The sequence below is a fragment of the Bradyrhizobium centrolobii genome, assembly GCF_001641635.1.
Taxonomy (GTDB): domain Bacteria; phylum Pseudomonadota; class Alphaproteobacteria; order Rhizobiales; family Xanthobacteraceae; genus Bradyrhizobium; species Bradyrhizobium centrolobii.
In genome coordinates, this window is sequence record NZ_LUUB01000106.1 from 145,799 (window position 1) to 160,866 (window position 15,068).

The 15,068-nt window shown below is 64.6% G+C and carries 12 protein-coding genes; 10 read left to right on the forward strand and 2 right to left on the reverse strand.

What is annotated here, in order from left to right; translation table 11 throughout:
• The first annotated feature begins 20 nt into the window (after positions 1–20).
• From AYJ54_RS38680 to AYJ54_RS38690, 3 genes are all read left to right on the forward strand, one after another.
• Positions 21–1,658: a carbamoyltransferase family protein gene (locus AYJ54_RS38680; RefSeq protein ID WP_063707683.1), complete on the forward strand. Its 1,638-nt coding sequence runs from the start codon at positions 21–23 to the stop codon at positions 1,656–1,658.
• Between the two features lie 123 nt (positions 1,659–1,781).
• A complete protein-coding gene (locus tag AYJ54_RS38685; protein WP_136624225.1) occupies positions 1,782–2,540 on the forward strand; it encodes a hypothetical protein in 759 nt (252 codons plus the stop codon).
• Positions 2,537–3,334, forward strand: coding sequence for a hypothetical protein (locus tag AYJ54_RS38690; RefSeq protein ID WP_063707687.1), 798 nt, complete (start codon positions 2,537–2,539; stop codon positions 3,332–3,334). The genes AYJ54_RS38685 and AYJ54_RS38690 overlap by 4 nt, the downstream gene beginning before the upstream one ends.
• 19 nt (positions 3,335–3,353) lie before the next feature.
• On the opposite strand, the gene AYJ54_RS38695 is transcribed toward AYJ54_RS38690, so the two are convergent.
• On the reverse strand, positions 3,354–5,360 hold the full coding sequence (locus tag AYJ54_RS38695; protein ID WP_063707689.1) for an acyltransferase family protein: 2,007 nt from the start codon (positions 5,358–5,360) through the stop codon (positions 3,354–3,356).
• 521 nt (positions 5,361–5,881) lie between these two features.
• Between AYJ54_RS38695 and AYJ54_RS38700 the strand changes: the two genes are divergently transcribed.
• The 6 genes from AYJ54_RS38700 (at position 5,882) to AYJ54_RS38725 (ending at position 12,535) form a co-directional block, all read left to right on the forward strand.
• Positions 5,882–7,402: a hypothetical protein gene (locus AYJ54_RS38700; protein WP_136624226.1), complete on the forward strand. Its 1,521-nt coding sequence runs from the start codon at positions 5,882–5,884 to the stop codon at positions 7,400–7,402.
• Between the two features lie 91 nt (positions 7,403–7,493).
• Entirely contained in the window at positions 7,494–8,492 is a 999-nt protein-coding gene (locus AYJ54_RS38705) for a glycosyltransferase family 2 protein (RefSeq protein ID WP_063707693.1), read from the forward strand.
• A gap of 4 nt (positions 8,493–8,496) precedes the next feature.
• A complete protein-coding gene (asnB, locus tag AYJ54_RS38710; RefSeq protein WP_063707695.1) occupies positions 8,497–10,362 on the forward strand; it encodes an asparagine synthase (glutamine-hydrolyzing) in 1,866 nt (621 codons plus the stop codon).
• Between the two features lie 6 nt (positions 10,363–10,368).
• Positions 10,369–10,983, forward strand: coding sequence for a class I SAM-dependent methyltransferase (locus AYJ54_RS38715; protein ID WP_063707697.1), 615 nt, complete (start codon positions 10,369–10,371; stop codon positions 10,981–10,983).
• An 11-nt stretch (positions 10,984–10,994) separates the two neighbouring features.
• Positions 10,995–11,741 (forward strand): class I SAM-dependent methyltransferase, encoded by a 747-nt coding sequence (locus tag AYJ54_RS38720; protein WP_136624227.1) that lies wholly within the window; start codon positions 10,995–10,997, stop codon positions 11,739–11,741.
• Complete coding sequence (locus tag AYJ54_RS38725) at positions 11,741–12,535, forward strand: class I SAM-dependent methyltransferase (protein WP_063707700.1); 795 nt, start codon at positions 11,741–11,743, stop codon at positions 12,533–12,535. The genes AYJ54_RS38720 and AYJ54_RS38725 overlap by 1 nt, the downstream gene beginning before the upstream one ends.
• A 17-nt stretch (positions 12,536–12,552) precedes the next feature.
• Here AYJ54_RS38725 and AYJ54_RS38730 read toward each other — a convergent pair whose 3' ends face one another.
• Complete coding sequence (locus AYJ54_RS38730; protein WP_063707702.1) at positions 12,553–13,776, reverse strand: phenylacetate--CoA ligase family protein; 1,224 nt, start codon at positions 13,774–13,776, stop codon at positions 12,553–12,555.
• A gap of 86 nt (positions 13,777–13,862) precedes the next feature.
• On the opposite strand from AYJ54_RS38730, the gene AYJ54_RS38735 reads away from it, so the two are divergent.
• Entirely contained in the window at positions 13,863–15,014 is a 1,152-nt protein-coding gene (locus AYJ54_RS38735) for an AGE family epimerase/isomerase (RefSeq protein ID WP_063707704.1), read from the forward strand.
• Positions 15,015–15,068: the final 54 nt, after the last annotated feature.

A 15,068-nucleotide genomic window follows, 5' to 3' on the forward strand; every position in this document is an offset into this window, starting at 1 on the left:
CGTCCCAGAGGTATTAACGCATGTATGTGATCGGAATCAGCTCGGGGATCAAGCACGGCCATCATGACGGCGCGGCGGTGTTGCTGCGCGATGGCCAATTGATCGCCGCGGCCGAGGAGGAGCGCTTTACGCTGGCCAAGCATGCGCGCGGCGAGCTGCCGCGCGGCGCGATCGGCTTCTGCCTCAGGCAGGCCGGCATCACCATGCGCGACGTCGACTGGATTTGCTCGCCGCTGAAGACCTACACCAACTACGCGCAGCGGCTGACCGAATATTTCAGGTACCAGTTCGGCCACTGCCCCAGGATTGAGCTGTACGACCATCACATCTGCCATGCCGCGAGCTCGTTCTACGGCTCCGGCTATTCGGAGGCGACGGTCGCCTGCTTCGATTTCTCCGGCGACTCCAGCTCTGGCCTCGTCGCGCACGCGCGCGGCAGCGATTTCCGCGTGCTGACGCGGTTCGGCCGTCACAACAGCCTCGGGCTCTATTACGGGATGCTGACCCAGTATCTCGGCTATCAGATGACCAATGACGAGTACAAGGTCATGGGTCTGTCCTCCTATGGCAGTCCGGAATATCTCGACAAGTTCGCCACGCTGCTCCGTCCCAACGGCATCAACTATGAGCTCGATCCGGAGCTCGACAAGCGCAGGCGCGACGCCGAGATATTCACCAGCGATTTCTCGACGCGGCAGGAGCGGATATTCACCGAGAAGATGGAGCAGATCCTCGGGCCGCGGCGCCTGCGCGGCCAGCCGCTCGACCAGCGCCTGACCAACATCGCGGCGAGCGGCCAGAAGCAGCTCGAGATCGTGACCACCGAGGTGATCCGTTCCGCGATCCGCCAGACCGGTTGCGGCGACGTCTGCATCGCCGGCGGCGTCGGATTGAATTGCAAGATGAACATGGAGATCGCGGCCGAGCCGTCCGTGAACCGGCTCTACGTCCCGCCGGTGCCGCATGATGCCGGCGTGGCGCTCGGCGCTGCGATGCTCAAATGCGCAGAGGCCGGCCACGCCATCGCGCCGCTGACGCATGCCTATTGGGGACCCGAATATTCCAACGACACGATCCGGGAGACGCTCGACAAGATCGGCGCGCGCTTCGAGCTGCTCGACGATCCCGTGGCGCGCTGTGTCACCGATCTGACGGATCAGAAGACGGTCGGCTGGTTCCAGGGGCGGATGGAGTACGGCCCGCGCGCGCTCGGCAACCGCTCGATCCTGGCCGATCCGCGCCAGGCCGGCATGAAGGACCGCATCAATCTCACCATCAAGTATCGCGAGGAGTTCCGACCCTTCTGTCCCTCGGTGTTGTACGAGCGCCAGGCCGACTATTTCGAGAACACCTTCGATGCACCCTTCATGGTCGTGACGTTTCCGGTCAACGCGAAGGTCGCCGAGACGATGCCCGCGGTGGTCCATGTCGACAACACTGCGCGCATCCAGAGCGTCCACGCAGAGAGCAATCCGCTCTACAGCCGCCTCCTCGGCGAGTTCGCGAACGCGACGTCGCTGCCGGTGCTGATCAACACCAGCCTCAACATCAACGAGCAGCCCACGGTGAACGCCCCGCTGGAGGCGCTGCATACTTACTTCTGCTCGGGGCTGGACGTGTTGTATCTCGGCAACTACCGGCTGTCGAAGCCGAGCTGAACTCGCGCGACACACTCTCGCAGAGGCCTGTGGTCAGCGGGGCTTTGGGCGAAATGGGGGTTGTGCGCGGAATGGTTGCGGGCTAGTTTTCCGCAGCCTTTTGATTAGCTTAAGGACCTCCGCGTGACGCAACGAAGATTGCTGATCCCATCGCTCGTGGCCCTCGGACAAGAGGCGGGCTTCGCGATGAACGCCGGGGTCGACCTGATCAGGATCCGGACCTTCCAGGACGGCGCGCTTGCCGCGGTCACAGAGCTCAAGCCGGATCGGATCGTCAGGATCTGGCGGTCGCACTGGGCGCAGCAGCTCCCTGCCACTGCCGATGAGATGAACACGGTGGAGCTGGTAGGTGGGAACATCGGCGAGTTCGAAGGCGAACTGTGCTTCCGCAATGACGACCAGCAGATCGCGGTGTTGACGGGACTGGTGCCGCTTCGCGATCCCAATTTCAAGTTCTCGCCGATCCTGCATCAGGCGCACTACAACGTCCTCATGCCGAACTGCGAAACCTACGTCGTCCTGGTCAATCTTGCCGGTGAAGGCGACAAGCCAGCACGGCCGAACAGGCTTCAGGTCGAGATCCGAAATCTCGCCGCGGACGTGTTGGCCGTGACCGAGATCGAGGCGAGTTTCAATACGACCTGTCTGCTTCCGATTGGCGACGTGGCGCGGCGGAACGGCGTGGCGCCGGAGCAGGGACTGTCGGTGCGTATCCGCGGCGGGGCGAGCCAGTTTGCGGTTTTCACGGTGTTCCGCAACCTGTCCAGCGGCGCCCTCGGCATCGAGCACTCGCTGCCGCCGATCTATTTCACCGAGGCGCCGTTCAATCCCGCTCTGCGATCGTGCTTTCAGAAGGCCGCGTTTGGAGATTTGAAGTTATGACCGCCTTTATTCCCAAGGCGCTGGCGCGCGCCGGCCGCATGGTCGATGCGGCCCATATGAAGCTGAAAAAGGCCAATCCGGCCCTGTTCGGATCGCCGATCCGTCAGAACATGGTGCAGCTTTATCGGCATGACGGCGATTTCGACACCGTCATCAGCATTCCGCATCACCTGAGCTTCCTCGCCCCCGACACCAATATCGACATCATCTACGGTATCCGGGCGTTCGACCGGAACGGCGGCCTGGTCGCGTTTCGCAAGCATCGGGTGAAGCATTTCGAAACGCTTCAGAAGCCGATATCGGAGCTGCTCGGCCGCGAGCCCGATGAGCACGGCATGTTCTCGATCACGTGCCACTACAGTTCGCCGTCGGGTATCGACTTCCTCGGCACCACGTCACCTCAGTTCATGACCATCTTCATGCCGCGCAGCGACCGCGGGGCGCCGCAGATCACCCATTCGCATAAATACATGGATCAGTTTCCGCCGCTGAAATCCAAATTCGTGCGCCGCTCCGCCCTCGTAGAAGGCGACCGGAATCTGACCGGCATCAGCTATTTCATCATGAACTCGAGCCAGGTCACGGCCAGCGCGAACCTGACGCTGACCGGGCCGTCGAGCTCGTTCTCGCATTTGGTCAAGCTCAATCCGCATGGTGCCGCGCGCGTCGATTTCGATGCCGCGGGCGAGGGGCCTTTCGAGCTCGCCTGCGAATGGGACCGCGTCGTCAATCACCGCAAGCCGATCGCGTTCAGGCGGTTTTCCTCAGGCCTCGTCACCGCCGCGCATTCCTAGCCGGTTATCGCCAGCTAGGTCATCGAGTCTGGACGCTGGCGGGACCGGGTTGGGCCGCAGCGTCGCGGCGGCCATCGGCAAGCGCCGCCGTCAATCCGATTCTCTCGGCAAAGTCCCGCCGCGTCTGCGGGCGCAGATTCCGCCGGATGTGGCCGCCGTCACGCCAGAGAAACTCGCCGTCCATCGAGACCTCGCAGGTGTCGTTGCGGCAGAGCCGCTCTGCGGGGATCACGGCCGAGACGTTTGGGGCCGACTTGGCAACCTCGACGAACATGGCATCGATGAAATCCGTCTTCTTGCGGATCAGGCGCTCGTCGGCCCGCTGGATCGTCGCCGCGCAGGGTGCCCGCAGCAGCGTTGAATGGAGCTGATGGGCGCATTCGACGACGCTCAGGGGAAGCTCCGGCACCGTGCCGACCAGGATGAAGCGGCGCTGCGGCATTGCGGTTTGGTTGGCGAGCTTCGACAGCGCGCTGCGCATCGCTTCCAGGCCGAACGCGGCGTCGTCCTTGTTGCCGATCCGTACGGGCAGATCGAGCCAGTTGGAGGTGAGGATCACCTGATCGATTGCGGTGTCTTCCCGCAGCAGCTTCTCACCATTGGCATGAAAGCGCCGGCAATAGTCCGGATATTGCGGAGCGCCGACGGGGAAGATGTCGTTGCCGTCGCCGAGCACGGCCGAGCAGCCCGCATAGACCAGGAAGGATCGTTCGGAGTCGCTGTTGATGGCGTCGACGACCGGCGCAAAGTGCGATGCGTGACTGTCGCCCCAGATCAGCGTCTTGCGCTTCGCACCTTTCCAGGGCGCGCCGAACACGCAGTAGGCGCCGGGGATCGTGTCGATCGTCATCTCCTGGCAGGGCCAGTCCCACATCACGGCCAGGCTGCGCATCGCGAGCCCGGTTGGAGGAATCCGCTGCGGCAGCCCATCCGAACTGTCGACATACATCGAGGCGCAGAAGACCGCCATGATGCCGGCGAGCCCGGTCGCGACGGTCTGGGCCGCGCTCCAGCGCCGTCTACGGAAGGGCTGCTCGACATAGCGGTAAGAGGCCGCCGATATTATGATTGAAGCGGCTGCGATGACGATGGCCTGGGTGTGATCCGGCATGCCGTTGCCGATGTAGGTCCGGAACAAGACCCAGATCGGCCAGTGCCAGAGATACAGGCTGTAGGAGATCAAGCCGATCGGCGCGAGCAGGCCGAGCAGGCGTCCCGAAAGCGTCGGTCGCGCACACGGCCAGATCACCAGGGCCGCGCCGAGGCAGGGGAAGAGCGCGGCCGCGCCGGGAAAGTTGTCTGACGATACCAGGTGAAATCCGGCGGCGACGAGCGCCAGCCCGGCCACCGTCGCCAGCTCGCCGATCAGGCGCGGCAGCACAGGCAGAAAGACAAGGAGCGCGCCGAGCCCGAGCTCCCAGGCTCTGGGCAGCGCCATGTAGAACGCGCTCTTGGGCTCGATGCCGAAATAGGCGATGCTGCCGGCGCAGCCGATCGCGACGAATGCGGCGAGGGTCGCGGCAAGCGCAAATCTCGCGCCGATCATGGTCAGGCCGAGCAGCAGCAGCGGCCACACCACATAAAACTGCTCCTCGACGGCGAGCGACCAGGTGTGCAGCAGCGGCTGGAAATCCGCAGCGCGATCGAAATAGCCGGTGTGGTCGAGGAAGTAGAAGTTCGAGACACCGAACGCCGCACTGGCGGTGCTCTTCGCGAGCGATGCGTAATCGCCCGGCATCAGCAGGAACCGGCCTGCCAGCAAAACAACGCCCAGCATGGTCAGCAGCGCCGGCAAGATGCGCCGCATTCGCCGATCATAGAAGCCAAGGACGGAGAAGGTCCCGGCGGCAATCTCGCTTGCCAGGATCTGCGTGATCAGGAACCCGCTGATGACGAAGAATACGTCGACGCCGGTGAATCCACCGGGAAGCGGCGCGCCGTAGTGGAAGGCAAGAACAGAAAGAACCGCGATCGCGCGCAGGCCGTCGATCTCGGCGCGATAGCCGACCTTTGTCGTGAGTTCCATCCTGACCTGCCCACCGGGTTGCGCGGGGCATAACACCGCGATCCGCCAGGAACAAGGGTAGCGCGTTTCCGCGAGAAGGACTACGGCGCGCTCCGATACGGAATGCCTGAGACGGATATTCTCCCCGAGTTGGGCCTCCGACAGCGATCTTTCACGTGCAGTCCGGCGACCTCGCATGCTTGATCGGCGCCTCGTCGTGCCGCGTACTTGGGGACGGAATGACCTTCGGAGGCACCTCGCGACTCGCGTCCGCAAATGTTCGCATTTACTCTGGAGACGTCGTTCGGGATTTCGTTGATCGCGATCCGGTTTTCGGGAGCAGACCGGAAGTGACGCGAGGCATGATGCCGGCGGAATCGCCCGCGCGTGGCGATGCGCCGTAGCCGGCGCCGTGCATCGCCCGGCAGGCCCTCCAGCAGGTTCCTGACCTCGTTTTGCGCCAAAGAATGCCTGTTGAATGTGCGGGGAAGCGCCGATATTGTCCGGCCGCAACTTGGGCGAGAGGGATATCGACGCAGACAATGACGGCAGATGCAGTGGCTTCGACGCAGCGATTCACCCTCGCTTCCTTGATCGCAGTGTTGTTGTCCCTGGTGGTCTGGACCGGGATCTACGGGCGTATCGGCGATGTCGCGATCCGGTTCGACAAGGATCTGCTGTATCTGTATCTGTGCGGGGCCGAATATGGCGGGCAGGCGTCGCACGACCAGCAGGACAAGCTTGTCGAGCATCTCGTCGCAGCATCAGCCCACGAGCACTACGTCTATCGCGCGAAGATGCGCGCCGCTTATTGCGACAATTACCCGTACACGTCGCTTTCGATGTATTTTGCGGGGCAGGTACAGCGATCGCTCGGCATGACCGATCCTGCCAAGGATTTTGCGGAATTTTTGTTCGTCTCGCTGCGCTGGGGCATGGTGTTGTCCGGCGCGCTTCTCGGCGGCCTGTGCCTGCTGATCGCGTTCTGGGCGGCCAGGGGACCACTGGTGCTGCCGCTGTTCGGAGCCATCGCGCTGGCCGCGCTGTTCTATCTGGCCGTGCCACCGCCCGACATTTCGTGGTCGTTGTATCAGCAAACACCCGCACCGCCCGCGCCGATCGTTAGTCTGCATCGTACGTTCGGGCTCGGTCTCTACACGTGGATCAATCCCACGGGTGCGTTCTCGCCTTTCTCGGTTTTTCCGCGCTCCCTCTGCGCGATGCTTGCCTTCGCCGCATACGCGCTGCGCTGGTCGGGGCGCGGCGGGCTGGCCTACTGGGCGCCGATCGCCGTGAGCTTCGTCCACCAGAGCGAGGCGCCGATCCTGCTCGGCGTGATGATCGCATGCGATGTCGTGCATCAGCCGAAGGCGCTGCTCCGCCCGGCTTGCTTCGTGCCGATCGTCGTCACGGTCGCCCTCACGGCGCTGCGTGAGCGCATGTTCTCGATCATGGGGTTTTCCTGGGTGACGGCGGCTATTGTGCTTGCCGTGCTGATCGGGCTTATTGTCCTCGCCTTCACGGTTCCGAGGATTCGATCTGCCGTGACGTCGACATGGTCGCTTATCGATCGTTTGCGGGTGCGCTGGTTCGCAGGCCTGTCCCTTCCGGCGTCGGATACCATTGTCATCGTGGTTGGGTGGGTTGCCGTCGTCATCCTCTGCTACGTCGTCTCCCGGCACGACTACGTCTACCGGGTGGGCTATCTCTGGTCGGAACTGTTTCCGCGCTACATTGGCCTGTTCCAGTTGCCGGTATTCGCCGGCCTGATCTACGCGGTCTGGCCCTGGGTTCTCGCGAAGCGCCCGACCGCGACGCGCGAGGCGCTGGCGGTCCTGTCCTGTCTCATGTTCGTCATTGCGATCATCGAGTGGAAGGGGCCGTGGACCCCGACCGCCGACATCGTCGCCAAGTCCCGGACCTACGAGCAAGAGGTGCTCCAGCAACGTTACACGCCGGAAGAGGCTTCGTTCTCCAAGATCGAAACCCCGTGGTACTATCTGATGCTCAGGCACGCTTATCTTGGAGGCAAAGGCCTTGACCAGTATTTTTCCAAGAGCTGACGTCATCCCTGCCGAGCGTGCGGGCTGCCAAGAGGCTTGTGCCCGCCCTGCCGCAGCGTCAGGAATCGGTCTGGATCGGACGTGATAGGCTATGACTGATCGAACTCCGCCGGGCCTTTCCGTCATCGTGCCCGTCTACAACGAAGAGCAGTCCCTCCCCATTCTGGTGGAGAAGCTGATGGCCGTCCTGCGCGGGCTGCCCAACCAGTTTGAGATCGTTCTGGTCAACGATGGCAGCCACGACGGCTCTCTGCCGATTCTCCGAGAGCTGTCGCTCGCGCATCCCGAGGTCAAGGTCGTCGACTTCCGCAGGAACTACGGCCAGACCGCTGCGCTGATGGCGGGTATCGACCATGCCTCGAACGAGATCGTGGTCATGATCGATGCCGATCTGCAGAACGATCCCGCCGACATCCCGCGGCTGCTCGCCAAGCTCGACGAAGGCTACGACGTCGTCTCAGGCTGGCGCAAGGAGCGCAAGGATTCCGAGCTGAAACGCAACTGGATCAGCCGGGTCGCCAATCGCTTCATCTCGCGCGTGTCGGGCGTGCAACTGCATGACTACGGCTGCACGCTGAAGGTCTACCGCCGCAGCATGGTGAGCGGCGTTCGTCTCTATGGCGAGATGCACCGCTTCATCCCGATCTATGCGGAGTGGCAGGGCGCACGCATCACCGAGCTTCCCGTCGCGCATCATGCGCGGCAGTACGGCGCGTCGAACTATGGTCTGGAGCGCATTTTCAAGGTCGTGCTCGACCTGCTGGTCGTGATGTTCCTGCGGCGCTATTTCGCCAAGCCGATCTATCTGTTCGGCGGGTTCGGGTTGATGTCGATCATCGCCGCCTTCGCCACCATCGGTCTCGCGATCCTGCTGCGCCTCTTCGCGCATATCTCGCTGATCCTGACGCCGCTGCCGCTGCTGGCGGCGCTGTTGTTCCTGGTTGGCATGATCAGCATCCTGCTCGGCCTCGTCGCCGAGATGCTGGTGCGGACCTACTACGAATCGCAAGGTGCGCGCGCCTACCTCGTGCGCGAGCTGATCAATTTCGAGGGCGAGGCGGCCGCGAGAACCGGTCCGCGGGAAACCTGACGAGATGTGCGGCATAGCCGGATTCTGCGGTGCGGGGGACATCGGCGACATCCGTGCGATGACGGATGCGCTCGCGCATCGCGGTCCTGACGGGTTCGGCTACCACACCGACGAGAAGCATCGCATCTTCCTCGGGCACCGGCGTCTCGCCATTATCGACATCGGCGGCGGCGCGCAGCCGATGTGGAACGAGACCGGGACCATCGCCGTCATCTTCAACGGCGAGATCTACAATCATGTCGAGCTTCGCGGCGAGCTGGAACGGTGCGGACACCGCTTCGCCTCCGACCACTCCGACACCGAGGTCCTCGTCCACGGCTACGAGGAGTGGGGCCACGACCTGCCGCGGCGCCTGAACGGCATGTTCGCCTTCGCGATCTGGGACAGCGAGCGCGCCCGGCTCTTCCTGGCGCGAGACCGGTTCGGCGAGAAGCCGCTGTTCTACGCCAAGGGCGCCGGGTTCTTCGCATTCTCGAGCGAGCTCCGTTCGCTGGCAAGCCACCGCGGTTTCGACGCGACCCTCGACATCCGTTCATTGCAGAAGCTGTTCGCCTACGGTTTCTTCCCGGCGCCGCGGACGCCCTATCGTCATGCGACGAAGCTGACCGGCGGCTCCTGGCTGTGCTTCGACCTCCGCTCGGACCGCGTCACCACGGCGCGATACTGGCAGTTTGCGTTGGCGCCGGACGAGTCGCTGTCGTCGCGCAAGGAGGACGAGCTCGTCGACGAGCTCGATCATCTCGTCACGCAAGCAGTGCGCCGGCGCCTGATCAGCGACGTGCCGCTCGGCGTATTCCTGAGCGGCGGCATCGATTCCAGCGCGGTGCTGTCCGCCGCAACCGACATCATCGGCCAAGGGCGGCTCGAGACGTTCACGATCGGCTTCAACGAACGTTCGTTCGACGAGTCCGCGCATGCGAGCCGCGTGTCGCAGATCTTCAACTCGCTGCACAATGAGCAGAAGCTCGATCTCGCGCAGGCGCGTGACGTCATTCCCGCTCTCCTCGACAAGATCGGAGAGCCCCTCGGCGACTCTTCGCTACTGCCGACTTATCTCCTATGCGAGTTCGCGCGCCGGAAGGTGACCGTGGCGCTCTCCGGCGACGGCGCCGACGAGCTCTTTGCGGGCTACGATCCGTTCCACGCCCTGCGTGCGGCGTCCTTCTACAACAGCAGCGTTCCCGGCGTGCTGCACGGCCTGATCCGCGGTCTGGCGAGACGCCTGCCGGTATCGACGCGGAACATGAGCCTTGATTTCAAGCTCAAGAGGACGCTGACCGGATTGTCCTACGGACCGGAATTGTGGAACCCGACCTGGCTCGGTCCACTCGCGCCTCCGGAGATCGAGCGGCTCTTCGGCGAGACGATCCCCACCGAGGACCTCTATGAGGAGGCCCTGACGCTGTGGAACGACTCTCCCGGACTGGGGCTGGTGGAGAAGACGCTGGAATTCTACACCCAGTTCTATCTTCAGGACGGCATTTTGACCAAGGTCGACCGGGCCGCGATGATGAACTCGCTCGAGACCCGCGCGATCTTCCTCGACAACGATCTGGTCGATTTCTGCGCACGGCTGCCGACCGCGTTCAAATACCGCAACGGCGTCGGAAAATACCTGTTGAAGAAGGTGCTGGCGCGAAAGGTCCCGGCCGATCTGGTCGCCCGGCCCAAAAAGGGGTTCGGCATCCCGCTCGCGGCCTGGCTCCGGGAAATTCCCCAGCGCATTCCGCTCGAGAAAATCGCCGGCATCGACCTCGCGGAAGCCGCCGATTTGTGGCAACAACACCGCAACAGGCGTTCGAACCATGCCATCGCCCTGTGGGTCTGGCTCGGCCTGCAGGCGTTTCGTCGCTCTCCTGCTACGGGATAGGACCGAATGTTGCGGAAAGCACTCGAGCGGGTTCTGGAACTGCCCGCCGTCTACGATCTCAACCAGTTGATCGGCCAGCCGACGGTGCGCCGGTACACACAGTTGATCGCCGAGGAGGTGCCGTTGACCGCGGAGACCTCCGTGCTCGATCTCGGCTGCGGCACCGGCGCGACGCGGCAGATCATTCCCGGTCGCTATTGCGGGATCGACATCAATCCCGACTATATCGCGGCCGCCAAGCGAATTCGTTCGGGCGGCGAGTTCATTGCGATGGACGCGACGAAGCTCACCTTCCCGGATGCCTCGTTCGACCAGGTCATCTCGGTCGCGACCACGCATCATCTCGACGGCGGCCAGCTCCAGGCGATGGCGCTGGAAGCGTTGCGTGTGGTCAGGGCGGGCGGCGCGTTTCACATCATCGATGCGATCCTGCCCGTCAATCCGCGCGATCGCGCCAAGGAGATGTTCTTCAGGATGGATCGCGGCCGCTTTCCGCGCAAGCTGGAGGATCTCGTCGCGGTCGTGTCGGGCGTGGCCGGCGTGGCGCGCACGCGAGTCCTGAACGGGCCGATGCACGACGTCGCCTATGTCAAGGTGGTTCGCGCTGGCGCGATAGCATGACGGAGGGGGCGATGCAGCGCCAGTACGACGAGAAGTTCATGGATTACGCATCCATGTCGTCGCACTATGCCGCCTCGGAGATCATTCCGCTGCTCTTGCGCGCGCTTCCGATCGCAAGCGTTGCCGACATCGGCTGCGCGGCGGGCGGCTGGCTCAGCGTCTGGCGCAGTGCGGGGATTGCCGACATCAGGGGCGTCGATGGCGATTATGTGCGGCTGGACGATCTCGGGATTCCACGCGAGTTGTTCACGCCGGCCGACCTGTCGCGCCCGCTCGATCTCGGGCGCACGTTCGATCTCGTGCAGTCGCTTGAGGTCGCCGAGCATATCGACGCGCAGTTCGCCGATCAGTTCGTGCAGAACCTCGTGGCTCATGCGCGCAAATACGTGATGTTCTCCGCGGCGGTACCGGGGCAGGGCGGCGAATATCACGTCAACGAACAGCCCTACGATTTCTGGCGGGAACGGCTTGTGCGGCACGGGTTCGACGCCTACGACTTCATCCGGCCGCAGGTCGCAGGCAATCACCGCATCTCGTTCTGGTATCGCTACAACACCATCCTCTACGTCCACCGCGACCACCAGGCCGCGCTTGATCCGGCGATCCAGGCCACGCGCGTCCGCGACGGTGTGCCGATCGCCGATTTGTCGCCGCGCTGGTTCCGCCTGCGAAAGAGCGTCGTGAGGGCATTGCCGCCCGAGGTCCGCGATGGTCTGGCGCGGCTGAAGGCGCGCGTCGCCCCGACCGGAAGGTTCTGATGAGCGAGAACAGCACCAGCATGAGCAAGCCGACCGGTTCGTCCGAACGGTTCGGCTACGAATGGAGCCACTACAACGAGATTCGCGCCGACTACGAGACGCAGTTCCGCAAGTGGACGCCGTTTGTCGGACCGGACGACTGGAAGGGCATGAGCGTGCTCGACGTCGGCTGCGGCACCGGACGAAATTCGTTGTGGCCGCTGAAATACGGCGCGCGTGAAGCGGTGGCGATGGACATCGACGACGGCTCGCTCGCGGTCGCCCGCCACAACCTCGCCCAGTTTCCCAACGCGACGGTGCTGAAGCAGAGCGCGTTCGACATCGGCTTCGAGGATCGCTTCGACATCGCGTTCTCGATCGGCGTCATTCATCACCTCGAAAGCCCCGAACTGGCGCTGCGGCAGATGGTGAAGGCGGCCAAGCCTGGCGGGCGCGTGCTGATCTGGGTGTACGGCTACGAGAACAACGAGTGGATCGTCCGCTTCGCCGATCCCTTGCGCAAGGCGCTGTTCTCGCGCCTGCCGATCGGCCTCGTGCATCATCTCTCGCTGTATCCGAGTGCGGTGCTCTGGCTGCTGCTGCGTCTGGGCGTCGGGCGGCTTGCCTATTTCGACCTGCTGCGGACGTTCTCGTTCCGGCACCTCCGCTCGATCGTGTTCGACCAGATGCTGCCGCGCATCGCGCATTACTGGCGCCGCGAGACGGTCCAGAGCCTGATGGAAGACGCGGGGCTGAAGGGCGTGCGCCTCGAATGGGTCAACGAGATGTCGTGGGCCGCGATCGGCTCGAAATAGCCACCCGCCTGCAGGCCTCACCGTTCGTCCGCGATCACCTTGCCGTCGTTCGGCAGCGCGCCGGCGGAAACCAGCTCGACCGCTCCGCCGAGCTTCGTCACCGCGCGCAGGCTGGCAGCAATCTCTTCGCGCAGCGCATCGCTTGGCGCGCCCGTTTCCGCCCTCAAGGTCATCGCATCGGTTTCGCGCTCGCGCGTGACGACGAGGCGCAGGCGTCCGAGCGCGGGATGGCGCTTGCCGATCTCTGCGATCTGCTCGGGGCGGACGAACATGCCCTTGACCTTGGTGGTCTGGTCGGCGCGGCCCATCCAGCCCTTGATGCGCATGTTGGTGCGCCCGCATTTGCTCGGGCCCGGCAGCGCCGCGGTGAGGTCGCCGAGTGCGAGGCGGATCCAGGGGTGGTGCGGGTCGAGCGACGTCACCACGATCTCGCCGACATCGCCTTCCGCAACGGGATCGCTGGTGCCCGGCTTGACGATCTCGAGGATCAGATCCTCGTTCACGACCATGCCCTCGCGCGCCTCGGTCTCGAAGGCGATGAGGCCGAGATCGGCGGTGCCGAAGGCCTGGTAGGCGTCGATGCCGCGCGCCTTGATCTCGGCCTGGAGCGAGGGCGGGAACGCGGCGCCCGAGACCAGCGCGCGCTTGATCGACGAGACGTCGCGCCCCGAGGCTGCTGCGGCATCGAGCAGGATCTTCAAAAAGTCCGGCGTGCCGCTGTAGCCGACCGGCCGGTAGGCCTCGACCAGCTCGAATTGCTGCTCGGTATTGCCCGGGCCCGCGGGGATCACGGCGCAGCCGAGCGCGCGCGCCGAGGCATCGAAGATGAAGCCGCCGGGGGTGAGGTGATAGCTGAAGGTGTTGAGCACGACGTCGCCCTCCCGGAACCCGGCCGCGAACAGCGCCCGGGCGCCGCGCCAGGGATCGGCCTGCCGCCCCTCCGGCTCGAAGATCGGGCCCGGAGAGGTGAAGAGCCGGGCGAACGAGCCGGGTGCAGCCGCCACGAAGCCGCCGAAGGGCGCCGAGGCCTTGTGCAGGGCCGGCAGTTCCGATTTGCGCAGCACCGGAAGGCGCGCCAGCGCCGCTCTGGAGGTCACTGAGGCCGGATCGAGGCCCCTGAGCCGCTCGGCATAGGCGGGCGCGGCCATCGCGCTCTCCAGCACGCCCGGCAGGCGGGAGAACAGCTCGGCCTCGCGCGCGCCTTGCTCGCGCGTCTCCAGGGCGTCGTAATGGGCGGTCATGGCTGGTCCTCGGGGGTTGGCATCCGTTGCGCGCCGCCGCTGGCATCGCTATCAGACGGCAATTGCGGTGGCCTGGAGAGGTTAAGGTGGCGGACGAACCGATCATTGCGGCGGAGGCGACGGCGGACGTCGTCGCGCGCCTGAAGCGCCGCATGATCGACGAGGCGCTGCCATTGTGGTCGACCGTCGGCTGGGACGCTGCCGCAGGCGGTTTCGTCGACCGGCTGCACCGCGACGGCACGGCGGATGCGGCCGCGCCACGGCGCGTGTTCGTGCAGGCACGCCAGATCTGGTGCTTCGCCAAGGCGGCGCAGATGGGCTGGTATCCGGATGGCCGCGCCCTCGCGCTGAAGGGGCTGGAGCACATGCTGGCGAAGGCCAAGGCGCCCGACGGCCGACCCGGCTATGTGCACCGGCTGACGCCGGGGGGCGCGGTGCTGGACGCGCGGCGCGATGCTTACGACCACGCCTTCATCCTGTTTGCGCTGGCGACCGTCTATGCGCTCGATCAGGACGCGCAGGTTCGCGCGGAGATCGACGCGCTGCTGGCGTTCCTCGACGGCCATTTGCGCTCGCCCCATGGTGGCGTCCACGAAGGCCTGCCGGTGTCGCTGCCGCGCCGGCAGAATCCGCACATGCATCTGTTCGAGGCGATGATCGCCTGTTTCGACGCGACCCACGATCTGTCGTTCCAGAACCGCGCCGGCGAGTTCTTCGCGCTGTTCCTCGCCAATCTCTACGACAAGCAGAAGCGGATCTTGACGGAGTATTTCGAGGAGGACTGGTCGAAGATCGAGCCGGTGAGCGTCGAGCCGGGCCATCAGGCCGAGTGGGTGTGGCTGCTCAAGGGTTTCGAGCGCATCACGGGATGCCCGACCGGGCAGCGGCGCGCTGAACTTCTGGTCACCGCGCTGCGCTATCGCGACGAGGCGACCGGCTGCCTCGCCGACGAGGGCGATGACGCCGGCGGCATCCGTCGCAGCTCGCGCCGGCTGTGGCCGCAGACCGAGATGGCGAAGGCGTGGATCGCGCAGGCCGAGTCCGGCGAGGCGGGAGCAGCGGAGGAAGCGCGCGCGGCGCTGGTGCGGGTCGAACGTCATTACCTCAGCCATCCCGTGAGGGGCGGTTGGTATGATCAGTTCGATCGCGACGGCACGTCGCTGGTCGACACCATTCCTGCGTCGTCGTTCTATCATGTTCTCTGCGCAGTCACGGAAGCGGAGCAGGTGCTCGAATAGGCGCTTTTGTTTTGACGCGTTTTCTTCACGGGAACCGGTTCCCACTTCGCTTGA